The organism is Brevundimonas sp. GW822-FHT03E11 (assembly GCF_058801445.1).
In genome coordinates this window covers 123,518-145,807 of record NZ_JBXANG010000004.1, presented here as the reverse complement: position 1 = coordinate 145,807, position 22,290 = coordinate 123,518, and the positions used below count along the sequence as shown (strand labels likewise).

21 protein-coding genes are annotated in these 22,290 nt (G+C 67.1%); 1 reads left to right on the top strand and 20 read right to left on the bottom strand.

Going from position 1 to position 22,290, the window contains the following annotated elements:
• Nucleotides 1–18: 18 nt before the first annotated feature.
• The 11 genes from AC1RKE_RS08365 to dnaE all read right to left on the bottom strand — a co-directional run bounded on the left by AC1RKE_RS08365 (nucleotide 19) and on the right by dnaE (nucleotide 12,317).
• Nucleotides 19–1,236 carry a M50 family metallopeptidase gene (locus AC1RKE_RS08365; RefSeq protein WP_183215710.1) on the bottom strand — a complete coding sequence of 406 codons (1,218 nt, stop codon included), beginning with the start codon at nucleotides 1,234–1,236 and terminating at the stop codon, nucleotides 19–21.
• A 23-nt stretch (nucleotides 1,237–1,259) separates the two neighbouring features.
• Nucleotides 1,260–2,456 (bottom strand): 1-deoxy-D-xylulose-5-phosphate reductoisomerase, encoded by a 1,197-nt coding sequence (gene dxr / locus AC1RKE_RS08360; RefSeq protein ID WP_348683092.1) that lies wholly within the window; start codon nucleotides 2,454–2,456, stop codon nucleotides 1,260–1,262.
• Nucleotides 2,453–3,274: a phosphatidate cytidylyltransferase gene (locus tag AC1RKE_RS08355; protein ID WP_348683091.1), complete on the bottom strand. Its 822-nt coding sequence runs from the start codon at nucleotides 3,272–3,274 to the stop codon at nucleotides 2,453–2,455. Before AC1RKE_RS08355 ends, dxr begins: the two co-directional genes overlap by 4 nt.
• Nucleotides 3,274–4,035, bottom strand: a complete 762-nt coding sequence (gene uppS / locus AC1RKE_RS08350) for a polyprenyl diphosphate synthase (protein ID WP_054765557.1) — start codon at nucleotides 4,033–4,035, stop codon at nucleotides 3,274–3,276. Before uppS ends, AC1RKE_RS08355 begins: the two co-directional genes overlap by 1 nt.
• A gap of 34 nt (nucleotides 4,036–4,069) precedes the next feature.
• Entirely contained in the window at nucleotides 4,070–4,627 is a 558-nt protein-coding gene (gene frr, locus AC1RKE_RS08345; RefSeq protein WP_152950085.1) for a ribosome recycling factor, read from the bottom strand.
• Nucleotides 4,628–4,666: 39 nt separating this feature from the next.
• The gene (gene pyrH, locus AC1RKE_RS08340) at nucleotides 4,667–5,401 is read right to left on the bottom strand and encodes a UMP kinase (protein ID WP_054765555.1); all 735 of its coding nucleotides are present in this window, start codon (nucleotides 5,399–5,401) and stop codon (nucleotides 4,667–4,669) included.
• Between the two features lie 125 nt (nucleotides 5,402–5,526).
• Nucleotides 5,527–6,468, bottom strand: a complete 942-nt coding sequence (tsf, locus tag AC1RKE_RS08335) for a translation elongation factor Ts (RefSeq protein ID WP_348683090.1) — start codon at nucleotides 6,466–6,468, stop codon at nucleotides 5,527–5,529.
• A 102-nt stretch (nucleotides 6,469–6,570) separates the two neighbouring features.
• A complete protein-coding gene (gene rpsB / locus AC1RKE_RS08330; protein WP_182714651.1) occupies nucleotides 6,571–7,455 on the bottom strand; it encodes a 30S ribosomal protein S2 in 885 nt (294 codons plus the stop codon).
• Between the two features lie 224 nt (nucleotides 7,456–7,679).
• Nucleotides 7,680–8,273 carry a DUF4142 domain-containing protein gene (locus tag AC1RKE_RS08325; RefSeq protein ID WP_054765552.1) on the bottom strand — a complete coding sequence of 198 codons (594 nt, stop codon included), beginning with the start codon at nucleotides 8,271–8,273 and terminating at the stop codon, nucleotides 7,680–7,682.
• A 97-nt stretch (nucleotides 8,274–8,370) separates the two neighbouring features.
• Nucleotides 8,371–8,856: a DUF3224 domain-containing protein gene (locus AC1RKE_RS08320; RefSeq protein ID WP_348683089.1), complete on the bottom strand. Its 486-nt coding sequence runs from the start codon at nucleotides 8,854–8,856 to the stop codon at nucleotides 8,371–8,373.
• The gene (dnaE, locus tag AC1RKE_RS08315; RefSeq protein WP_492896815.1) at nucleotides 8,856–12,317 is read right to left on the bottom strand and encodes a DNA polymerase III subunit alpha; all 3,462 of its coding nucleotides are present in this window, start codon (nucleotides 12,315–12,317) and stop codon (nucleotides 8,856–8,858) included. The genes AC1RKE_RS08320 and dnaE overlap by 1 nt, the downstream gene beginning before the upstream one ends.
• Before the next feature lie 547 nt (nucleotides 12,318–12,864).
• Here dnaE and msrA point away from each other — a divergent pair.
• On the top strand, nucleotides 12,865–13,440 hold the full coding sequence (gene msrA / locus AC1RKE_RS08310) for a peptide-methionine (S)-S-oxide reductase MsrA (protein ID WP_395942389.1): 576 nt from the start codon (nucleotides 12,865–12,867) through the stop codon (nucleotides 13,438–13,440).
• A 27-nt stretch (nucleotides 13,441–13,467) separates the two neighbouring features.
• On the opposite strand, the gene AC1RKE_RS08305 is transcribed toward msrA, so the two are convergent.
• The 9 genes from AC1RKE_RS08305 to nuoN all read right to left on the bottom strand — a co-directional run bounded on the left by AC1RKE_RS08305 (nucleotide 13,468) and on the right by nuoN (nucleotide 22,286).
• Complete coding sequence (locus tag AC1RKE_RS08305) at nucleotides 13,468–14,172, bottom strand: ABC transporter ATP-binding protein (RefSeq protein ID WP_348683087.1); 705 nt, start codon at nucleotides 14,170–14,172, stop codon at nucleotides 13,468–13,470.
• Entirely contained in the window at nucleotides 14,165–15,451 is a 1,287-nt protein-coding gene (locus AC1RKE_RS08300) for a lipoprotein-releasing ABC transporter permease subunit (RefSeq protein WP_348683086.1), read from the bottom strand. The genes AC1RKE_RS08305 and AC1RKE_RS08300 overlap by 8 nt, the downstream gene beginning before the upstream one ends.
• Complete coding sequence (gene proS, locus AC1RKE_RS08295; RefSeq protein WP_182713789.1) at nucleotides 15,448–16,764, bottom strand: proline--tRNA ligase; 1,317 nt, start codon at nucleotides 16,762–16,764, stop codon at nucleotides 15,448–15,450. The genes AC1RKE_RS08300 and proS overlap by 4 nt, the downstream gene beginning before the upstream one ends.
• A 77-nt stretch (nucleotides 16,765–16,841) precedes the next feature.
• Nucleotides 16,842–17,108: a DUF1467 family protein gene (locus tag AC1RKE_RS08290; protein WP_183215750.1), complete on the bottom strand. Its 267-nt coding sequence runs from the start codon at nucleotides 17,106–17,108 to the stop codon at nucleotides 16,842–16,844.
• Between the two features lie 143 nt (nucleotides 17,109–17,251).
• Nucleotides 17,252–17,590, bottom strand: coding sequence for a DUF3088 family protein (locus tag AC1RKE_RS08285; protein WP_182713790.1), 339 nt, complete (start codon nucleotides 17,588–17,590; stop codon nucleotides 17,252–17,254).
• Between the two features lie 49 nt (nucleotides 17,591–17,639).
• Nucleotides 17,640–19,313 carry a ribonuclease J gene (locus tag AC1RKE_RS08280; protein WP_395942287.1) on the bottom strand — a complete coding sequence of 558 codons (1,674 nt, stop codon included), beginning with the start codon at nucleotides 19,311–19,313 and terminating at the stop codon, nucleotides 17,640–17,642.
• Nucleotides 19,314–20,093: a type III pantothenate kinase gene (locus AC1RKE_RS08275; protein WP_348684700.1), complete on the bottom strand. Its 780-nt coding sequence runs from the start codon at nucleotides 20,091–20,093 to the stop codon at nucleotides 19,314–19,316.
• The gene (locus tag AC1RKE_RS08270; protein ID WP_348684697.1) at nucleotides 20,090–20,839 is read right to left on the bottom strand and encodes a biotin--[acetyl-CoA-carboxylase] ligase; all 750 of its coding nucleotides are present in this window, start codon (nucleotides 20,837–20,839) and stop codon (nucleotides 20,090–20,092) included. Before AC1RKE_RS08270 ends, AC1RKE_RS08275 begins: the two co-directional genes overlap by 4 nt.
• A gap of 4 nt (nucleotides 20,840–20,843) precedes the next feature.
• On the bottom strand, nucleotides 20,844–22,286 hold the full coding sequence (gene nuoN / locus AC1RKE_RS08265; protein ID WP_228185544.1) for an NADH-quinone oxidoreductase subunit NuoN: 1,443 nt from the start codon (nucleotides 22,284–22,286) through the stop codon (nucleotides 20,844–20,846).
• Nucleotides 22,287–22,290 lie beyond the last annotated feature (4 nt).

The window sequence follows — 22,290 nt, the reverse complement described above, 5'->3', positions numbered from 1 at the left end:
TCGGGGGCTGGCGTCGGCTCACGAGACGAGCCCGCCGAGGAATTGGAAGAGGTTGAGCTTCTGTAGGTCGTTCCACGTCGCGAACAACATAAATCCCGCCAGAAGCGCAAGACCTGCGCGATAGCCCATCTCCTGATACCGCGCCGCCACGGGTCGCCGCGCCACGGCTTCATAGCCGTAGAAAAGCAGGTGGCCGCCGTCCAGAACCGGAATGGGCAAAAGATTTAGAAATCCGATTCCGATCGAAAGTATGGCGGCGAAGCTTGTCAGGGTGAGAAGGAGGTTGAGCGCCATCGCCTGGGGCGCGGGATCGGCCTCGACCGCCGCCGTGGTCAGGGCGCCGGTCGCCTTGGCGATCCCCAGCGGTCCGCTGAACTGATCGCCCGACTCTCGTCCCGTGACCAGCCGCCCCAGATAGGTCAGGGTCGAGCCGATGATTTCGCCGGTCTGACGCACCCCCTCGGTCACGGCCTCGAGCGGCCCATAGCGGAGATGGCGGACATCGGCCCGGCTGGCGCCCAGCCCCAGGCCGATCCGACCCACCTTGATGCGGCCGGCGATCGGATCGTTTTCTTCCCGGCGCTCCGGCACCGCCACCAGTTCCACCGTCTGCGCGCCGCGCTCGACGGTGAAGCGAACCGGGTCGCCGGTGGACAGCATGACCGTCTGGGTCACCTCTCCCCCGTCCCGCACTGTGCGGCCGTTGACCCCGGTGATCAGGTCGCCCACCTGGAATCCGGCGGCGGCGGCGGGGGAACCGGCCTGAATCTGGGCCACCCGCGCCGGCCGGATCTGCGTGCCGATGGTCATGAAGACCAGGGCGAAGATCGAAATCGCCAGGATGAAGTTGGCCGCCGGGCCGGCGACGACGATCAGGGCGCGCTGCCAGACGGGTTTGAAATGAAAGTAGTCGCGTTCGGCCCCCGCACCGCCCTGGGCGACCAGGCGTTGGCGCAGTTCGGCCAGCCCGGCCTGATCGGGCACGCTGGATGCATCCAGATCGCCGGAGAATTTGACGTAGCCGCCGAGCGGCATCCAGCCCAGCCGCCATTCGATCCCGTGGCGGTCGGTGCGGCTGAAGATCGCCCGGCCGAAGCCGATGGCGAACCGATCCACCTTCACGCCGAAGGCGCGGGCGACCAGGAAATGGCCCAGTTCATGGATGGTGACGATGAAGGTCAGCACCAGCAGGAACGGCACGATATAGATCAGGATCTGACCCAGGGCGCCCAGCATCGTAAATCGTCTCCCCTGGCCGATCAGGCCGCGTTCGCCAGTCCGGCGATAATGGATCCGGCGATCCGTCGAGACTCAGCATCGACCGAAAGGGCCGCGCTGCAGGCGTCTCCAGAGCCGAACACCATCCCCGCTTTCATCGCACGCTCAAGGGTTTCGGCGACGACTGCGGCAATATTGAGAAAGGCCAGCTTGCGGTCAAGAAAGGCGAAGGCCGCCATCTCATTGGCGGCGTTGAACACCGCCGGCGCCGCCCCGCCCGCCTTCAGGGCCTGACGGGCCAGGTCCAAGGCCGGAAAACGCGCCAGATCCGGCGCTTCGAACGTCAGCCGCCCCAGCGCAGGCAGGTCCAGCTTGGGCGCGGGCCAGGCCATCCGGTCGGGCCAGGCCAGGGCGCAGGCGATCGGCGTGCGCATGTCCGGCGGGCCCATCTGGGCCAGGGTCGAACCATCCACATATTCCACAAGGCTGTGGATGATCGATTCGGGGTGGACCACGACGTCGATCCGATCGGCGGGCATGTCGAACAGATAGGCCGCCTCGATCATCTCCAGCCCTTTGTTGGCCATGGTCGCGCTGTCGACCGAGATCTTGGCGCCCATGCTCCAGTTGGGGTGGGCCACGGCCTGTTCCGGCGTGATCCCGATCATCTGGGCTCGCGGAGTCTGGCGAAAGGGCCCGCCTGAGGCCGTCAGCACCAGCTTGGCCACCCGCTCCGGCGCCTCGGCCGGAAACACCTGGAAGATGGCCGAATGTTCGGAATCGACCGGGATAAGACGTCCCCCCGCCCGGTTCACGCGCTCGATCAGGGTCGCGCCGCAGCAGACCAGGCTTTCCTTGTTCGCCAGGGCCAGGGTCGCGCCGGTGTCGGCCGCCGCCCAGGCCGACTTCAGCCCCGCCGCCCCGACGATGGAGGCCATGACCCAGTCGACGGGACGGCTTGCCGCCTCGACGACCGCCGCCTCTCCCGCCGCCGCCGCCACGTCCGTGCCGGCCAGGGCGTCGCGAAGCTCGTCCAGACGCGCGGCGTCGGCGGTCACGGCCACACGCGGCTTCCAGCGCCGGGCCTGTTCAGCCAGCCGGGCGATGTTCGATCCGCCCGTCAGGGCCTCGACCTCAAAGGCGGCGGCCCCGCCCGCCTCGGCCTGTTCCATCAGGTCCAGGGTGGACGAACCCACCGAGCCGGTGGAGCCCAGGACGGAGACGCGACGGCGGATCAAGACGCGCCCCGTTCGACCATCAGAACGATCAGCCGTCCGACGGCGACGACCACGACGGCGAACATCAGCCCGTCCACCCGATCGAGCAGGCCGCCGTGGCCGGGAATGGTGTTGCCCGCGTCCTTCACCCCGAAGCGCCGCTTCAGGCCCGATTCCCACAGGTCGCCCGCCATGGTCGCCAGGGCGGCCGCAAGACCCAGCACGCCGCCCCAGAAGACGGTCAACCGCCCCATGTCGAAACAAGCCGTCATGACGGCTCCGGCGACGGCGCCCGCCAGGATGCCCCCGACGAAGCCGGACCAGGTCTTGTTGGGCGAAAAGCGGGGCCACAGCTTGGGCCCGCCGAAGGTCGATCCGGCCAGATAGGCCAGGATGTCAGCCGACCAGGCGACGGCGAAGACCAGCACGGTCCAATGCAGGCCGACCGTGGCGTCCACGTCCCGCAACCAGATCAGCAGGACCGACGGCCAGCCCAGATAGAGGACCCCATAGGCGGCGTCCAAGGCCTGTTGCCCTCGGCTGCGCGCATAGAGGCCGGCGGCGGCGGCGCCGAACACCAACATCACGAAGGCGACCGACATGACGCCGAAATAGGCGCTGACCACTGCGGCGACCACGCCCAGGCTGACGGCCCCGCCGATCAGGCGTCGCGCATGCGGGGCGCTCATCGCCGCCCATTCGAAGGCCAGAACGACGCTCGCGGCGGTGATCAGGGCCAGGAACCAGACGCCGCCGATCCAGGTCGCGGCCACAGCCGCCGGGGCCAGGACTGCGGCGGAGGCGGCCCGCAAGGCGATGTCGCGTCCCTTGACCGCCATCAGGCCGACACGCGCGCAGGCTCGACCGCACGACCGCCATAGCGGCGCTCGCGCTGCCGGAAGATCAGCACCGCCTCCTCCAGCGCCTTCGGTCCATAGTCGGGCCAGAGGACGTCCTGAAACACCAGTTCGGCATAGGCGGCTTCCCACAGCAGGAAGTTCGACAGCCGCTGCTCGCCCGAGGTGCGGATGATCAGGTCCAGCGGCGGCGAACCCGCCGTGGCCAGGCCGTCGGTGATGTCGGCCTCGCCGATCGGCTCGATCGTCTCGCCGGCCAGCATCCGCTGCATATGGCGACGGGCGGCGTCGATCAGGTCCGCACGGCCGCCGTAGTTGAAGGCGACCTGAAGCAGGAACCGATCATTGTGCGCGGTCTGGGCCTCGGCCCTTTCGATGATGGCGGCGATGTCGGCCGGAAGGCCCTCGCGACGGCCCAGAACCCTCAGGCGCACGCCCGCCTTTTCCAGACGGGCCAGATCGCTGGCCACATAGGTTCGCACCAGCCCCATCAGGTCCGAGACCTCGTCGGGCGGCCGGCTCCAGTTCTCGGTCGAAAAGCCGAAGACAGTCAGACACTGAATGCCCAGATCCGGCGCCGCCTGGATGGTGCGCTTCAGGGCCTGGACGCCCTCGCGATGGCCCACGGCGCGCGGCAGCCCGCGCGCCTTCGCCCAGCGACCGTTGCCGTCCATGATGATGGCGACATGGCGCGGTCCAGCGGGAGGACGCGAGCCTGAAGGCGCGGCGCTGTCTGCCGTCATCTGTCTTACGATCCCATCAGGCCCGGTCTGTCCGTCAGACCTGCATGATCTCTTGTTCCTTGGTCTTCAAGGCTTCGTCGATACGCTTGATGGCCGCATCCGTCTCCTTCTGGACGTCGGTCTCCAGCTTCTTCTGTTCGTCCTGGCTGATCTCGCCGGCCTTTTCGGCCTTTTTGAAGTCGTCATTGGCGTCGCGGCGGACGTTGCGAACGGCGATCTTCTGCTGCTCGGCGTACTTGCCCGCCAGCTTGACCAGGTCCTTGCGGCGTTCCTCCGTCAGGGGCGGGATCGGAATACGCAGGGTCTGGCCGTCGACGATGGGGTTCAGGCCCAGATTGGCGTTGCGGATCGCCTTTTCGACCGAGACCACCATCCCCTTGTCCCAGACATTGACCGTGATCATGCGCGGCTCGGGCACGCTGATGGCCGCGACGGCCGTCAGCGGCGAGGTCGAGCCATAGGCCTCGACCCGCACGGGCTCCAGGAGGCCGGCGTTGGCGCGTCCGGTCCGCAGGCCGCTGAACTCTTCCTTCAGAGCGGCGACCGCCTTGTCCATGCGGTCGCGGTAGGTCTTCACGTCAGGCTTGGCCATGGTCTTGGTCTCTCTCGTCTCTATTCGTCGTCCGAACGATCAGCCGCGGTCCTGGATGATCGTGCAGGTGCCCTCGCCCGTCAGGGTCCGGCGCAGGGAATCGTCTTCGCGAATGGAGAAGACGACGATCGGAATGCCCGTATCGCGCATCATGGCGATGGCGGAAGCGTCCATCACCCGCAGGTCCTTGGCCAGAACGTCCTGATAGGTCAGGGTGTCATAGCGGGTCGCGGTCGGGTCCTTCTTGGGGTCGGCCGTATAGACGCCGTCCACGCTGGTGCCCTTCAAGAGGGCGTCGCAGCCCATTTCGGCGGCGCGCAGGGCCGCGCCGGAATCGGTGGTGAAGAAGGGCGCGCCCACCCCGGCGGCGAAGATCACCACCCGACCCTTTTCCAGGTGACGCAGGGCGCGGCGGCGAATGTAGGGTTCGGCTATGGCGGCCATCGGAATGGCGCTCTGCACCCGGGTCGAGACGCCGATCTTCTCCAGCGCCGACTGCATGGCCAGGGCGTTCATGATGGTGGCCAGCATGCCCATATAGTCGGCCTGGGCCCGCTCCATCCCCGCCGCCGCCTTGGACAGGCCGCGGAAGATGTTGCCCCCGCCGATCACCAGACAGATTTCCACACCCTCGGCCGCCACCTGGGCCACAGCCTTGGCGACCGTGTCCACCGTCTTCATGTCCACGCCGAACGCCTGATCGCCCATCAGCACCTCGCCGGACACCTTGAGCAGGACGCGCTTGTAGCGGAAGTTAGACGGGGCGTCGGGCATGCGGTGTGGTCCGTTGTCTGCGGCGCCGTTGAATCAGGCGACTTCTTATAGACGAAGGGCGCGCCGGCCTTCAAAGCCGAACGCGCCCCTCTGATACAAAACCCTCACGAATGAGGGAAAGGGTCTTAGGCGCCGCCCATCATGGAGGCGACTTCCGACGCGAAATCGGGTCCTTCGACCTTCTCCACGCCCTCGCCCAGAGCCAGGCGGACAAAGCCCGCCAGGTGCAGGTTGGACGAGCCCAGTTCCTTGGCCGAGTTGGCGACCAGCTGTTCGATGGTCACGTCCGGATCCATGACGAACGGCTGCTTGGTCAGCACCACGTCCTTCTGGAACTTGTTGATCTGACCTTCCACGATCTTCTCGATCATGTTTTCCGGACGACCTTCTTCCTTGGCCTTTTCGATCAGGACGGCGCGTTCCTTTTCGATGGCGGCCGGATCCAGATCGTCGGTGTTCAGCGACAGCGGCGCCGTGGCGGCGACGTGCATGGCGATCTTGCGGCCCAGGTCGCGCAGGGCGGTCTTGTCGCCCTCGCCTTCCAGAGCCACCAGAACGCCGATACGGCCGACGCCCGGCGAAACGGCGTTGTGGACATAGGTCGCAACCACGCCTTCCGACACGGACAGACGGGCCGCGCGGCGCAGCTGCATGTTTTCGCCGACGGTGGCGATCAGGTTGGTCACCTCGTCCTGGACGGTCTTGCCGGCTTCCAGCTCGGCGCCGTGCAGAGCCTCGACCGTGTGGTGCTCAAGGCCCAGCTGGGCGAAGGCCTTGGCGGCGTTCTGAAACAGTTCGTTGCGGGCGACGAAGTCGGTTTCCGCATTGAACTCGATGGCGGCGGCGACTTCGCCCTTGCCGTCTTCCTTGGACGCCACGGCGACCAGACCTTCGGCGGCGACGCGGTCGGCCTTCTTGGCGGCCTTGGACAGGCCCTTGGCGCGCAGCCAGTCGATGGCGGCTTCGATATTGCCGTCATTTTCCTGCAGGGCCTTCTTGCAGTCCATCATGCCGACGCCCGAACGCTCGCGAAGTTCCTTCACGAGGGCGGCAGTGATCTCGGCCATGTTCTTCTCCTTGGGGGATTCGTATGTGGTAACGGCCGGGCTGACTTAGCCCGGCCGTGTGTCAGTTCAACGCACGGCCCTCGTCTTGAAGGCCGTCGGGCCTCAGCCCGCAGCCTGTTCGGTCTCGACCGCGTCCAGAGCCGCCGTATTGGCCGAGGCGTCGTCCGAGGCCAGCAGCTCTTCGGCGACCGCTTCCGTACCGGCCGGAGCGGGCTCGGCTTCGGCCGGGGCCGAGGCTTCGCGCAGCATCGGCTCGACCGGGGCTTCTGAGGCGCCCAGGTCGATGCCCGAGGCCGAGGCGCCGGCGGCCAGACCGTCCAGGACGGCGTCGGCGATCAGGTCGCAGTAGGTCTGGATGGCGCGGGCGGCGTCGTCATTGCCCGGCACCGGATAGGTGATGCCGTCCGGGTCCGAGTTGGTGTCCAGGATGGCGATGATCGGGATGTTCAGCTTGCGGGCTTCCTGGATCGCGATCGCTTCCTTGTTGGTGTCGATCACGAACATGATGTCCGGAATGGAGCCCATGTCCTTGATGCCGCCCAGCGACAGTTCCAGCTTGTCCTTCTCGCGCTGCAGGTTCAGCAGCTCCTTCTTGACCCGGCCTTCGCCGCCGTTGGCCAGGATGGTTTCCAGCTCGCGCAGGCGAGCGATCGAACCCGAGACGGTGCGCCAGTTGGTCAGGGTGCCGCCCAGCCAGCGGTTGTTCATATAGTATTGGGCGCAGCGCTTGGCGGCTTCGGCGACCGGCTCGGCGGCCTGGCGCTTGGTGCCGACGAACAGGACGCGGCCGCCCTTGGCGGCGACGTCGCGCACCGCCACCAGGGCCTGGTGGAACAGCGGCATCGTCTGCGACAGGTCGATGATGTGGATGTTCGAGCGCGAGCCGAAGATGTAGCGGTCCATCTTCGGGTTCCAGCGGTGCGTCTGGTGGCCGAAGTGGGCGCCCGCTTCCAGCAGGGTGCGCATCGAGAATTCAGGCAGAGCCATGATCGTTCAGTCCTTTTTCCGATCTAACGTGGCGCGGGGATTAAAGGTCTGAAAGACCCTCGGAATGGAGCGGAGCGGGATGTCTCCCCGAACCGCGCCTCGCCCGCGTTGCGAAGTGCGGGGGCCATGTAGTCGGGATGGCCCGCAATAGCAAGCGCCGCGTGAACAGGACGAAGGGCGGCCCCGTCAAGAGCCGCCCTTCCACCTGCGATCCTAGGACCGTCTTACATGCCGTTGACCAGGGCCTGAGCCCGGTCGCGGTGGGTGGTGATGGTCGGGATCATCTCCCGCGCCAGGGTGGCCAGGGCCGGAGCGTCGCTGTTGTCGGAGAAGCCGTTCAACAGGGTCAGGGTTTCATTATGGGCCGCGACCTGCTGGTCCAGATAGACCTTGTTGAAGTCGTCCGGGGCGGCGGCGTTCAGATTGTCGATCAGACCCTGGCGGCGCTGGTCCAGCATGGTCGGCACGGTCACGTCCGGCGCGGCGGTCGCAGCGGTCGACTTCAGCTTGTCGCCCGCGGCCATGTGATCCTTCTCGATCATGGCGGCCAGGGCCTTGACGTCGGCGTTGTTCGACTTGGCCTGGGCGATCTTGGCGGCCTCGATCTCATACATGTTGCCGACCGCCAGATTGGTGACGAAGCCGTCCACCGTATTGGCGCCCAGGGTGGCCGCCGAAGTCTGGCCCACCATGCCGGACGTCGCGTCCTGGGTGGCGTTCACGGCTTCGCCGGTGTTCTGGGCCGCAGTGTCGCCGCCTTGGTTACAGGCCGCGAGAAGAGCCAGCGACGCGGCGCCGGCGAGAACGAGATTTTTCATGGAACAGTCTCCCTATGGACTGCCAAAACCCGCCCCGCCGCTGTGAGGTTCCGAAAATTCACAAGCTTCGCCATAGGCTTGGCTGTATATGGCGGCTTCAGGGCAGGCTGTATTCCAGCTGGTAGCGGTGGACGCCGCCCTCGATCTTCAGATGAAAGACGCCCGCAATCCCAGCCAGTTCGCCTTCGCCGGAACCGGGGACGATGGTGATCAGAAGATCCTGAGCGCCCGCCTCCATGACGCCCCGATGGACCAGGGCGAAGGCGCCGCGTCGACCCTCCAGAACGCCGGACACCCGCTCCATGGCGACATAGGCGCCCGAGCCGTCCTTGAGCAGCCCCAGCATCTCGCCCGCGCCCTCGCCCTGCAGATCCCCGTGAAAGGTCTTGGCCAAACGCATCCGGCCGGGCGCGCCGCCGGGCGCATCGGCGTCTGGAGCGATCGGCGTGATCTGAACCTCGAAGGTTCCGACGGCGTGGGACATGGTCTGGCTCCTTGAGGCGGTGATCGGCTGGAGGGGCGGAGCGCCCGAAGGATCGGCCCCCGCCAGACCCAGGGCGAGGATCAGACCGCAAGCCGACATCAGGCGTCCTCCAGCATCAGGACGCCGGGCGCGGACTTCAGCGCGCCGCGCAGGGCGCCGTCCAGACGATAACGGCCGGGCAGTTTGATCTCGACCTCCTGACGACCGTCCAGCGAAGCGACCAGGGCGATCTCCCCGCCCTTGCCGATGGCGCCGGACCGGGCCCGCTCCAGACGAGTCTTCAGGGCCTCGGCGTCGGCGCTGCGGGCCGAGACGTGGATCCGCAGGCCGATGTTGGCGTCATCCAGCAGATTGTCCATCCGGCTGGCGTCGTCGCCGAAGAACCGCACCTCGCCCTCGGACGCCTTGGCGCGCACGCGCACCATGACGGTGGCGCCGGGCTCCAGCACCTCGCGGCATTTGCGCAGCTGTTCGGGCGGGAACAGACATTCAAACTCGCCCGTCGGATCGGAGAAGGTGACGAAGGCGAACTTCTCGCCGGTGCGGGCGCTGGCCCGCTCCTGCCGGCGACGCACCACACCGGCCATCTGGAAGGCTTCATGGCCGCCCTCCGCCAGGGGAATGGCCTCGGCGACGAAGGTGACGCGCTTGCGCTTCAGGGCCGAACTCATCTCGTCCAGCGGATGGCCCGACAGATAGAAGCCGACGGCCGACAGTTCGTGATCCAGACGCTCCGGCCCGACCCAGGGCTCGACGCTCTTCAGACGGGGCCGTCCCACATGGGCCTGGTCTCCGCCGAACAGACTGACCTGGGACGAGGCGCGCTCGGCCGCCACGCTCTGGCAATAGGCCATCAGGACGTCGGCCTGTTCGACCAGCTGACGCCGGTTGGGATGGATGCTGTCGAAGGCGCCGGCCTTGGCCAGGCCTTCCAGCGCCCGCTTGTTGACGCTGCGCGGATCGACCCGCTCCAGAAAGTCGAAGATGTCGGCGAAGCGGCCGCCGGTCTCGCGCACCTCGATGACGTGCCGCATGGCCTCCAGCCCCACATTGCGGATGGCGCCGAGCGCATAAAGGACAGACCCCCGCCCCTCCTCCCAAGCCACGTCAAAGTCGGCCGAGGAGCGGTTGACGTCGGGCGGCAGCACCGGCACGTCGAACCGTTTGGCGTCCTGATAGAAGACCGCCAGCTTGTCGGTGTTCGACAGGTCCAGGCTCATGGACGCGGCGAAGAATTCGACCGGATGATTGGCTTTCAGCCAGCCCGTCTGGAAGGAGATCAGGGCGTAGGCGGCGGCGTGCGACTTGTTGAAGCCGTAGCCGGCGAACTTGGCCACCAGGTCGAAGATGGAGCCCGACTGGCTTTCGGGGACAGATTTCTCCAGAGCGCCCTTGATGAAGCGCGCCCGCTGAAAGTCCATCTCCTCCTTCTTCTTCTTGCCCATGGCGCGACGCAGCAGGTCGGCCTCGCCCAGGCTGTAGCCCGCCAGGATCTGGGCGATCTTCATCACCTGTTCCTGGTAGATGATGACGCCATAGGTCTCGGTCAGCACCTCCTTCAGGCTGGGGTGCAGATAGTCGACCTCGGCCCGGCCGAACTTGCGGTCGATATAGGTGTCGATCATCTCCATCGGCCCCGGTCGATAGAGGGAGATCAGGGCGGTGATCTCCTCGATGGAGCCGCAGCGCATCTTGCGCAGGGTGTCGCGCATGCCCTGGGATTCCAGCTGGAACACCCCGACCGTCTGGCCCGAGGCCATCAGCTCATAGGTGCGGGCGTCGTCCAGCGGCAGCTGGTTCCAGACCGGGGCGGCGCCGCGCCGGGACAGATAGCCGTGCGCCCGGTCCAGGGTCGTCAGAGTCTTCAGGCCCAGGAAGTCGAACTTGACCAGACCGGCCGGCTCGACCCACTTCATGTTGAACTGGCTGGCCGGAATGGTGGAGCGCGGGTCCTGGTACAGGGGCACCAGCTCGACCAGGGGGCGGTCGCCGATGACGATGCCGGCGGCGTGGGTCGAGGCGTTGCGGTACAGCCCCTCCAGCTCCAGCGCCGTCTCCAACAGGGTGCGCACCGCCGGTTCGGCGTCCCTCGCCTCCTTCAGGCGCGGCTCCAGATCGATAGCTTGGGCCAGGGTGACCGGATTGGCCGGATTGTTCGGCACCATCTTGCAGAGCCGGTCCACCTGGCCCAACGGCATCTGCAGCACCCGGCCGACGTCTCGCAGCACGACGCGGGCCTGAAGCGTGCCGAAGGTGATGATCTGGGCCACCCGGTCCTTGCCGTAGTGGGCCTGGACATAGTCGATCACCTCTTCGCGCCGCTCCTGGCAGAAGTCGATGTCGAAGTCGGGCATGGAGACCCGTTCGGGGTTCAGGAACCGTTCGAACAGCAGGCCGAACCGCAAGGGGTCCAAATCGGTGATGGTCAGGGACCAGGCGACCAGCGACCCGGCCCCGGAGCCCCGCCCCGGCCCTACCGGGATGCCGTGCTCCTTGGCCCATTTGATGAAGTCCGACACGATCAGGAAGTAGCCGGGGAAGCCCATCTGCTGGATGATGCCGACCTCCCATTCCAGCCGGGTCCAGTAGTCTTCCTCCGGGACGGCGGGCGGGACCTGCTGAAGACGGAGCTTCAGCCCCTCGCGCGCCTGGTGGGCCAGTTCGTCGGCCTCGGACCGCCCCGCCCCGGTGTCGAAGCGCGGCAGGATGGGGGCATGGGTCTTGACCAGGAAGGCGCAGCGCCGAGCGATGTCGATGGTGTTGTCGCAAGCCTCGGGCAGGTCGGCGAACAGTTCGCGCATGGCCTCGGCCGACTTGAACCAGTGTTCGCCGGTGATCCGGCGGCGGTCCTCCTGGCCGGTGAAGGCGCCGTCGGCGATGCACAACAGGGCGTCGTGGGACTTCGCCTGGGCCGCCTTGGCGTAATAGACGTCGTTGGTGGCGACCAGGGGCGCGTCATTGTCATAGGCCCACTGGACCAGACCCGGCTCGGCCCGCCGCTCGTCTTCCAGGCCGTGGCGTTGCAGCTCGACATAGAAACGGTCGCCGAAGACGGACTTCATCGTCGCCAGGGCGGCGGCGCCCTCCCCGGACTTGCCCTGGGCGAACAGGGGATCGATCGGGCCGTCGGGGCCGCCCGACAGCAGGATCAGGCCTTCGGAGCGGGCCGCCACCATGCTCCAGGCCACGCCCGGTTCGGCCATCTCGCCGGCCTCCAGATAGGCCGCCGAGGACAGGGCGCACAGATTGCGCCAGCCCGTCTCGTTCTGGACCAGCAGAACCACCGTCGGCGTCTTGGCCCAGCGCGCGACCTGCTGACCGCCGATCCCCAGGACCGGAAGGGCGCAGCCGACGATGGGCTGGACCCCGGCGTCCTTCGTGGACTGGCTGAACTCCAGGGCGCCGAACAGGTTCGAACGGTCCGTGATCGCCACCGCCGGCATGCCCGCCTCGGCCGCCATCTTGCCCAGCTTGCCGGCCTTGATCGCGCCCTCCAGCAGGGAATAGGCCGAGCGGACCCGCAGATGGACGAAGCCCTGACTGTTCACCGTTTCGCTCACTGCACCTTCCGCCTCTCGCGTCGCCGATCAGGGCGCGCACGCCATCTTGGACCGAGTCTCACATCGTCGCGCGCGGGGGACACCGCAAACCGCCCCAGAGGCGGCCGCCCCCGGCCCCGGCTGTGGATAGAGGCTTGGGCCGGTCGTGGAAAAAACAGTGTCCGAACTGTCCGATCTGTCCGAAACCTCCGCCTAAGTCTTTGATCTATTGAAAACGGTCATTCGGACTGTCCGGCGATCTGCCGATTTCAAGCGGCGGTGACGCTGAAGGCCAGGGTCCAGACCATCCAGACGAAGCCGCCGCACGAGGCCAACGACAACAGGTCTCTCATCAAACGCGGCATTGCGGCTCATCCCCAATGAATAATGTTCCCTTCTTGTTCTATGTTCACCTCTTGTTCGCGTCAACCCCACACTTATCCACAGGGGCGTTCCGTACGAAACCACTCACGCGCGTCCGTCGTATGTAGAGCAAGCAGGGAGACGACCATGCTCAAATCAAAGATCCGCCCGACCGGCGTCGGAGCCATCGTCGCGGGGACTCGTTCTGCTCGCCCTGCCCCGTGCGGCGGCCGACGCCCAGGCCCGCGACGCGCCTGGATTTCAGACGGCGGTCTTCGCCGGAGGCTGCTTCTGGTCTGAGGAAAAGGCGTTCGACGGCCTGCCCGGCGTCCGGTCGGCGGTGTCGGGCTTCGTCGGGGGCCATAGGGCCAATCCCACCTATGAGCAGGTGGTGCGCGGCGGGACCGGCCATATGGAGGCCGTCCAGGTGACCTTCGATCCGCGCGTGGTCAGCTATCGCGCCCTGGTCGACCGCTACTGGCGCACGATCGACCCGACCGATCCGGACGGACAATTCTGCGACCGAGGCCCCTCCTATCGAACCGCCGTCTTCGCCACGGCGGATCAGCGCGCAGCGGCGGTGGCTTCGCGCGATGCGGCCATGCGGGTGCTGGGCAAGAGCTTCACCACCCCGGTCGTCGGGGCTCAGCGGTTCTGGCCCGCCGGCCCGGAGCACCAGGACTACGCCCGCCGCCACCACGCCCACTACGAAGCCTATCGCCAGGGCTGCCGCCGACCGCAAAGCCTGCGCGCCATCTGGGGCGACGCGGCTGTGGGGTGAGGCAGGCGGGCGTTCAGTAGGCCTGCCTCAATAAGCCTGGCTCTCCGCCGCCCGTTCTTCCAGATGGCCGTCCTTCAGGGCGAAGACGCGGTCCATGTGGCCGGCCAGCTCCATATTATGGGTGGCGATCAGGGCGGCGACTCCCGTGGTCTTGGCCAGGTCGCGCAGGGCTTCGAACACCGACTGGCTGGTGGTCGGGTCCAGATTGCCGGTCGGTTCGTCGGCCAGCAGCAGGCGCGGCTTGTTGGCCAGGGCGCGGGCGATGGCGACGCGCTGTTTCTCGCCGCCCGACAGCTGGGCCGGCTGGTGGGTCAGGCGTTCGCCCAGACCCAAGGCCGTCAGGGTCTCCTCGGCCTGTTTGCGCGCCTGGGCCTGGCCCATGCCGGCGATCCGCATCGGCAGGGCGACGTTGTCGCGGGCGTCGAACTCGGCCAGCAGATGGTGGAACTGATAGACGAAGCCGATGCGCGACAGACGCAGGCGGGTGCGGGCGCGCTCGTCCAGATCGCCCACCATTTCGCCGTCGATGGCGACCGTGCCCTCGGTCGGCCTTTCCAACAGGCCGGCGGCGTGCAGCAGGCTGGACTTGCCCGAGCCCGAGGGACCGATCAGGCCGACGATCTCGCCGGGCATGACGTCCAGATCCACGCCCTTCAGCACAGTCAGGCCGCCGCTCGCGGTGTCATAGGTACGGGTCAGGCCGCGCACCGACAGGATGGGAGACCTACTCATAGCGGAGCGCCTCCACCGGATCGATGCGCGAGGCCGTCCAGGACGGCGGCAAACTGGCCACACAGCTCATGCCGAACGACAGCAGGGCGACCCAGGTCACGTCGACGGGATCGACCAGGGCCGGGATGGCGTCCAGCTGATAGACGTCGGCGTTGAACAGCTGGACCCCCAGGATGGCTTCCAGGGCGTGCTGGATGGCGCCGATGTTCCAGCAGAACAGCAGGCCCAGCACCAGACCCGCTACGGTCCCGGCCACGCCGATCAGGGCGCCGGACATGAAGAAGACCCGCAGGATCGAAGACTGGCTGGCGCCGACGGTGCGCAGGATGGCGATGTCGCGCGTCTTGTTCTTCACCAGCATGACGATGCCGGAGATGATGTTCATCGCTGCGATGGCGACCACCAGACCCAGGATAATGCTCATCGCCACCCGCTCGACCTTCAGGGCGCCGTAGAAGGCGGCCAGACGCTCGCGCCAGTCGCTGACGACCGAGCCCGGCCCGGCCGCGTCGCGGATGGCGGGGGTCAGTTCGCCGACCCGGTCGGGGTCATCGACCTTGATCTCGATCGCGTCCCACACGCCTTCCTTCCCGAAGAAGAGCTGCTGCTGTTCCAGCGGCATGAACAGGAAGGCGCGGTCGAAATCGGCCGTGCCCGAGCGGAACAGACCGCCGACGAAATAGGTCTTTTCCAGCCCGCCCAGATTGCCGAAGGCGCTATCGGCTCCGGTGGGCGAATAGAGGGTGACGGGATCGCCGACCCGCAGGCCCAGGGAATTGGCCAGGGCCGCGCCCATCAGGATGCGGTCGCCGCCATAGGCGCCCTTGCCGAAGTTCGCCCGCTCCTGGGGCGTAAGGCTGTCGAAGACATATTTGGTGGTGGCCAGGTCCTGGGGCCGCACGCCGCGCACCATGGCGCCGGTCGTGAAGTTGCCGACCCGGACCAGGCTCTGGCTCTCGTTCAGAGGGGTGACGCTGGCCACACCGGGGACTGCTGCGATCCGCTTAAGGGCGGCGTCGCGATCTTCCGACGTCAGGACCGGGCCCTGGACGTACATATGGCCGTTGAACGACAGCATCCGGCCCAGCAATTCGGCGCGGAAACCGGACATGATGCTCATGACGCTGATGAGCACGGCGACGGCCAGCATGATGCCGATGAAGCTGATCACCGCAATGGTGGCGACCCCGCCCTCCTTTCGCTTGGCGCGCAGGTAACGGAGGGCGAGACCGATCTCCCAGGCGGAGAAGGGGCCGGAGGAACGGGCTGGAGGGTTCAAGCCGTCAGCCTTTCGATGGCTTCGGCCAGGGGCACGGAGACCTTTTCACCGGTGGCGCGGCGCTTCAGCTCGACCACCCCGTCCGCCAAGCCCTTGGGACCGATGGTCAGCTGCCACGGCACGCCGATCAGGTCGGCGGTGGCGAACTTGCCGCCCGGCCGTTCGTCGGTGTCGTCGTAGAGCACCTCCTTGCCCCGCTTCTCGAGCTGAGCGACCGCGTCCTCGCAGGCGGCGGAGACGGCGTCGTCATTGGCGCGCAGATTGATCACCACCACGTCGAACGGCGCCACGGCGTCGGGCCAGATGATGCCGCCCTCGTCGTGGCTGGCTTCGATGATGGCGCCCAGCAGGCGCGACACGCCGACGCCGTAGCTGCCCATGTGGACATTCGCGTCCTGGCCGTCGGGACCGGCGACGCGGGCCTTCATCGGCGCCGAATATTTCTCGCCGAAATAGAAGATGTGGCCGACCTCGATGCCGCGCGCCGACAGGCGATCGCCCTCGGCGGTCTCGGCCTCGAACCGGGCTTCGTCGTGCATTTCCTCGGTCGCGGCGTAGAGGGCGGTTCGTTGATCAACGATTGACTGAAGATCATCCCAGTCCACGTCCGCGCCCGGCGCCGGCATTTCGACCAGCTTCTTATCGCAGAAGACCGCGCTCTCGCCGGTCTCGGCCAGGACGATGAACTCGTGGCTCAGGTCGCCGCCGATCGGGCCGGTGTCCGCGCGCATCGGCACGGCCTTCAACCCCATGCGGGCGAAGGTGTTCAGATAGGCCACGAACATGCGGTTGTAGGCCTTGCGGGCCGAGGCCTCGTCGACGTCGAAGGAATAGGCGTCCTTCATCAGGAACTCGCGGCCGCGCATCACGCCGAAGCGGGGGCGGCGCTCGTCGCGGAACTTCCACTGGATGTGAAACAGGTTCAGCGGCAGCGACTTGTAGGACTTCACATAGGCCCGGAAGATGTCGGTGATCATCTCCTCATTGGTCGGTCCGTACAGAAGTTCGCGTTCGTGCCGGTCGGTGATGCGCAGCATCTCGGGGCCGTAGGCGTCGTAACGGCCGCTCTCACGCCACAGGTCGGCCAGTTGCAGGGTCGGCATCAGCAGTTCGACCGCCCCCGCCCTCACCTGCTCCTCACGGACGATCTGCTCGATCTTGCGCAGCACCTTCAGGCCCAGCGGCAGCCAGGCGTAGATGCCGGCGGCCTCCTGCTTGATCATGCCGGCGCGCAGCATCAGCTGGTGCGAAACAATCTGGGCGTCCGAAGGGGCTTCCTTCAGCGTGGGCAGGAAAAAGCGCGACAGGCGCATGATGGGGAATCCTAGGCGTAGAGACAGACCAAGGCTTTAGCCGCTGGACCGGGGCGAAAGCTAGGCCGGGATGGCGTTTAGAGAGCCGGGGCGCGCGAGAAGTCCGGCAGGGGCAGCCAGCCGGTGAAGATCAGCACCATGACGAAGGCCCAGACGATCACCGACACCCAGGTGGTGGTGATAAACTTGCGCTTCAGGTTCGGCGTGGTCGGGGCGCCCCATTGGGCGCCGTCGGTCGGCGGAGTATGGGTCTCGCGCGAGGTTCCCAGCGGCAGGACCGCGAACAGCACCGTCCACCAGACGATGATGTAGATGCCGAACATGGTGGCGGGGCCGATGGGCATGAAACCTCCTGTCGGAACTTTGGCGTCCGGTTGAAACCGGTCTAGAGGATCAGCCTCCCCACGACGAGTCCCCGCCATGCCGCAGATCAGCCAGGCATACAGCCTTGCCTGGAAGAGATCGACTGCAGGACCCAGCCGCGCCCTCAGGGATGCGGCCGACCGATCCCGTAGCGGGCCGCCAGATAGGGGGCGATGGCGTGGTCCTGGAGGAAGCGGCGGCCGGTGACTTCGCTGACCTGGGCCTCGGGCCAGTCCAGTTCGCCGTCCAGGATCAGGATCGGGCAGCTCTGATGCGCCTCGCCGACCTCGGCGACGACTGGCGCGCGCGGCCGGGGGTGGTCCAGATAGACCACCTCAAGCGCCTCCCGCAGCTGGGGATAGAAGGCCAGGACGCCCTCGATATAGGCGCCGGGCGGACAGAACCAGGGCCCGCCCTGATCGTCGTGCCAGTCGGGGTTCAGCAGGAAGAGTCGTTCGGCCATGAGCGCGATATAGATCGGCTCATGACCGAAGCGCCAGAGGGAGGCGCCGTCAGACTCGCAGGACGACCGTCTCGACGATGGGACGGCGATCCCAGATCTGCTGGCTGGCCTTCTTCAGCACGCGGGCGACGGCCTGTTCGATGACCAGTTCGTCCTCCAGAGCCTCGCCCTTCAGGCTCTTGACCACCTGCTCGACCCGCTCGGCCAGATTGTCCAGGGCGTCGCCCAGAGGCGTGGCGGTGTCGCCCGGCAGGCCGACGCTGCGGATGTCGATGTCGCTGACGATCCGGCCGCGCTTGTCCAGGGCGAAGCTGACGATCAGCACGCCATTGGTCGAGGCGTGGCGACGCTCCTTCAGGGCCTCGCCCTGTTCGGTCACCAGCATGCCGCCGTCGACATAGAGCCGGCCGTTCGGCACTTCGTCGATGATCTGCGCCGGACCGGGCGCCAGGCGGACCATGTCGCCGTTGCGCGGGGTCACCGTCTCCTTGACCCCGACCTCCTTGGCCAGGTTGGCGTGCTCCAGCAGGAAGCGGCGCACCCCGTGGGTCGGAACCGCGATCTGCGGCCGGACCCATTCGTACATCTGCTTCAGCTCGTCGCGGCACGGGTGGCCGGAGACGTGGATGCCGGGGTGATCCTTCTCGGTGTAGAGGCGCACGCCCCGGTCCGCGAGACGGTCCTGCAGATTGCCGATGGCCAGTTCGTTGCCGGGGATCTGGCGCGACGAGAAGATGCAGTGGTCGCCCAGGCCCAGTTTCACGACCGGGTGCGTGCCGTCGGCGACGCGCGACAGGGCCGCCCTCGCCTCGCCCTGGCTGCCGGTGCACAGGTACAGGATCTGGTCGGCGGGCCAGACGCGCGCCTCCTCGTCCGACAGGAAGGGCTTCACGTCCTGCAGCATGCCGACGTGTTTGGCGGCGGCGGTGATCCGGTGCATCGAACGGCCGGCCAGGGCGACGCGACGGCCGCAGGCCTCGGCGGCGCGGATGACGCTGTCCATCCGCGCGACGTTGGAGGCGAAGCATCCGACGGCGACCCGGCCCTTCAGAGTCGAGATCAGCTTGGCCAGGGCCACGGCCACGTCGCCTTCGGACCCGGCCACGCCCGGCACGAAGACATTGGTCGAGTCGCAGACCATGGCCAGGACGCCCTCGTCGCCCAGGCCGCGGATGGTCGGGGCGTCCGTCTTGGTCCCGATGACCGGTTGGTTGTCGATCTTCCAGTCGCCGGTATGGAACACCGTGCCCAGGGGGGTGTCGATGGCCAGGCCGCTGGGCTCGGCGATCGAATGGGTCATGTTGACGAAGGTGACGCCGAACGGGCCGATGTCGACGGTTCCGCCCAGGGGAACCTCGATCAGTTCGACCTCGTCGAGAATGCCGCGCTCGCGCAGCTTGTCGCGGATCAGATAGGCGGTGAAGGGCGTCGCATAGACCGGCGCCTTCAGGCGCGGCCACAGCCAGCCCAGGGCGCCGATATGGTCTTCGTGCGCATGGGTCAGGACGATGCCCTTGATCGTCTCCCCTTCCAGATAGGTGGGGTCCGGCACGATCACGTCCACGCCGGGCGTCGACAGGTCCCCGAAGGTGACGCCGACGTCGACGATCAGCCATTCACGATTGGCCTCTGGCCCGAAGCCATAGGCGTTGAGGTTCATACCGACCTCGTCCGAGCCGCCCAGCGGCAGGAAAACGAGTTCGTCTTGGGTTTGCTTTTTCATTCAGTCCGTCAAATGGGCGTTACGACGCCAGATTTCGAGGAGGCCGCGGATAGTCAGGTCGGGATCGAAGTGATCGATGCTGTCGGTCGCGCCTTCGAACAGGCTGGCGACCCCGCCGGTTCCAATGACGGTCATGGGCCGCGCCCATTCCGCCTTGATGCGCGCGACCAGGCCTTCGATCAATGAAATATAGCCCCAGAAGACGCCGGACTGCATGGCCTCGACCGTGCCCTTGCCGATGACGTGTTCGGGCTTCTGTATGGCGATGCGCGGCAGTTTGGCCGCCGCCTCGTGCAGGGCCTGGAGCGACAGATTGATGCCCGGCGCGATCAGGCCGCCCTCGAAGGCGCCGTCAGCGGCGACGATGTCGAAGGTGGTGGCCGTGCCGCTGTCGATCACGATCAGGTCGCCCGGATAGACCAGCTTGGCCCCGATGGCGTTGACCAGACGGTCGGCGCCGGCTTCGCTGGGCTTGGCGATGCGGACGTCGATGCCCAGCTCGGCGTTCTCGCCGATCACCAGGGGTTCGATGTTCAGATAGCGGCGCGACAGGTTGCGCAGATTGAAGATCGACTGGGGCACCACGCTGGAGATGATGCAGCCGGTCAGAGCGGCGAACTGAAGCCCTTTCATGACCATCAGCTGGTTCAGCCAGACGGCGTATTCGTCGGCGGTGCGGCTGGCCTCTGTGGCGGCGCGCCATTGGGCGATCCAGTCCGAACCGTCGTGAACGGCGAACAGCGTATTGGTGTTGCCCTGTTCGATGGCGAGCAGCATCAGTTCGCCTTGCCGAAGAAGACGTCGCCGGCCGAAATCAGGCGAACCGAACCGTCGGCCAGACGCAGGCGCAGGGCGCCGTCGGCCTCGACACCCTCGGCCACGCCCTCCAGGGTTTCATTGTCCAGGCGGGCGACGCACGGGCCGTTCAGGCCGGTCAGGCGGCTGGTCCAGGCGTCCAGCACAGGCTCGAAGCCCAGGGTCTGCCAGCGGCCCCACCAGACGGCGAAGGTCTCGGCCAGGATCTCGGCGGCGGCCTCGATGGGGGGAGCGAAGGCCAGGTCGGCGCGCAGACGCTCGGCGACCGCAGTCGCGCCGCGCTCCGTATTGTCCGGCGCATGGGCCAGGTTCACGCCGATGCCGACGGCCAGCCACAGGTCGCCGTTCGCATGGGAGCCGGACTCGACCAGGATGCCGGAGACCTTGACCCCGTCCAGCAGGACGTCGTTCGGCCATTTGATCGAGACCAGGGCCGGCGAGACGAAGACGTCCAGCAGGTCGGCGACGGCCAGGGCGGCGACGAAGGTGGCCTGGGCCGCCTCGGCCGCCGACTTGGGCGTGGTGATCAAAAGGGTGGCCGCCAGGTTGCCCTGTTCGGTCTCCCACTTGCGGCCGCGGCGACCGCGACCGGCGGTCTGGCGCCGAGCCACGATCCAGCGCGGCCCGGCTTCTCCGGCCTCGGCGAGACGCCGGGCCTCGGCGTTGGTCGAGTCGATCTCGTCGAGGATGACCAGGGGGGCGGGCGTCAACGCCCTAACCGTTCCCGAAGCCGGCGCTCGCAACCCGGGTCAGCGGTTCCAGCCAGGTCAGACCGACGATCACCAGGGGGAAGGCGAAGGCGGCGCAGGCCCAGCCGATCAGGCTGGTTTCCGGCGAGGCCTTGTCGGTCACGATCTCGTCCACGGGCGCATCGAACCACATCAGCTTGATGATCCGCAGATAGTAGAAGGCGGCGACGACCGAGGCGACCAGACCGACGGCGGCGACCGGCCACAGGCCGGCCGATGCTGCGGCCCCGAACACATAGTATTTGGCCCAGAAGCCCGACAGCGGCGGCATGCCCAGCACCGACAAGGACAGGACGGTCAGGGCCACGGCGGTGACCGGACGGTCCTTCTTCAGACCGGCGAGATCGGCGATGCGACGGATCGGGCGGCCCGACTTGGACAGGCTGAGCAGGATGGCGAAGAAGCCCAGTTGGTCGATGACATACAGGGTCATGAACATCAGCATGGCCTGCAGGCCTGCGCTGGTGCCCGCGGCGATGCCCAGCAGGGCGTAGCCGATGTTGGCGATCGACGAATAGGCCAGCAGCCGCTGGATGTCCTTCTGGGCGATGCCGCCGAAGGCGCCGACCACGAAGCTGAGCAGGGAGATGGCGATCAGGACCTGCGACCACTGGGCGTGGGCCTCGGCGAAGCCGCCTTCCAGAACCCGGGCGATCAGGACCATGGCGGCCACCTTGGGCGCGGTGGCGAACAGGGCCACGACCGGGGTCGGGGCGCCTTCGTAAACGTCAGGCGTCCACATGTGGAAGGGGGCGGCCGAAACCTTGAACGCCAGGCCGCAGATCAGGAAGACCAGGCCGAACACCAGACCCGGGCCCGGATGGTCTTGGGCGAAGGCGGCGATGTCCTCGAATCGCATCGAGCCGGCGAAGCCGTAGATCAGGCTGGCGCCGTACAGCAGCAGGCCGGACGACAGGGCGCCGAGCACGAAATACTTCAGGCCCGCTTCCGACGCCTTGGCGTCGTCGCGGTGGAAGGCGGCCAGGACGTACAGGGCCAGCGAATGCAGCTCGATGCCGACATACATGGAGATCAGGTCGCCCGAGGAGGCCATCATCCCCATGCCGACCGCCGCGAGGACGATCAGGACCGGATACTCGAACTTGGCGATGCGGGTGCGCTTCATCCAGCCGTCGCCGAGCACGACGGCCACGGCGGCGGACAGATAGATGACGCTCTTGCCGTAGATGGCCAGCGGGTCGGCCACATAGGCGCCGTTGAAGGCGACGCCCCACGGTCCCATGACGGCGATGGCGGCGGCGGCGATCAGCAGCAGGACCGACAGGATGGACACCAGCCGGGCGCTCTTGTCGCCGATGAAGGCGCCGACCATCAGCAGGACCAGGGCGCCGACCGCGAGGGTCAGCTCCGAGGCGGCGAGGTGCAGGGCGGAGGACAGATCAGGCATGCTT

Coding starts and splice junctions, on each gene's coding strand:
- AC1RKE_RS08365 (WP_183215710.1), bottom strand. CDS start 1,236: ATGCTGGGCGCCCTGGGTCAGATCCTGATCTATATCGTGCCGTTCCTG.
- AC1RKE_RS08355 (WP_348683091.1), bottom strand. CDS start 3,274: ATGGCGGTCAAGGGACGCGACATCGCCTTGCGGGCCGCCTCCGCCGCA.
- uppS (WP_054765557.1), bottom strand. CDS start 4,035: ATGACGGCAGACAGCGCCGCGCCTTCAGGCTCGCGTCCTCCCGCTGGA.
- frr (WP_152950085.1), bottom strand. CDS start 4,627: ATGGCCAAGCCTGACGTGAAGACCTACCGCGACCGCATGGACAAGGCG.
- pyrH (WP_054765555.1), bottom strand. CDS start 5,401: ATGCCCGACGCCCCGTCTAACTTCCGCTACAAGCGCGTCCTGCTCAAG.
- tsf (WP_348683090.1), bottom strand. CDS start 6,468: ATGGCCGAGATCACTGCCGCCCTCGTGAAGGAACTTCGCGAGCGTTCG.
- rpsB (WP_182714651.1), bottom strand. CDS start 7,455: ATGGCTCTGCCTGAATTCTCGATGCGCACCCTGCTGGAAGCGGGCGCC.
- AC1RKE_RS08325 (WP_054765552.1), bottom strand. CDS start 8,273: ATGAAAAATCTCGTTCTCGCCGGCGCCGCGTCGCTGGCTCTTCTCGCG.
- AC1RKE_RS08320 (WP_348683089.1), bottom strand. CDS start 8,856: ATGTCGGCTTGCGGTCTGATCCTCGCCCTGGGTCTGGCGGGGGCCGAT.
- AC1RKE_RS08305 (WP_348683087.1), bottom strand. CDS start 14,172: ATGAGTAGGTCTCCCATCCTGTCGGTGCGCGGCCTGACCCGTACCTAT.
- proS (WP_182713789.1), bottom strand. CDS start 16,764: ATGCGCCTGTCGCGCTTTTTCCTGCCCACGCTGAAGGAAGCCCCTTCG.
- AC1RKE_RS08290 (WP_183215750.1), bottom strand. CDS start 17,108: ATGCCCATCGGCCCCGCCACCATGTTCGGCATCTACATCATCGTCTGG.
- AC1RKE_RS08285 (WP_182713790.1), bottom strand. CDS start 17,590: ATGGCCGAACGACTCTTCCTGCTGAACCCCGACTGGCACGACGATCAG.
- AC1RKE_RS08280 (WP_395942287.1), bottom strand. CDS start 19,313: ATGAAAAAGCAAACCCAAGACGAACTCGTTTTCCTGCCGCTGGGCGGC.
- nuoN (WP_228185544.1), bottom strand. CDS start 22,286: ATGCCTGATCTGTCCTCCGCCCTGCACCTCGCCGCCTCGGAGCTGACC.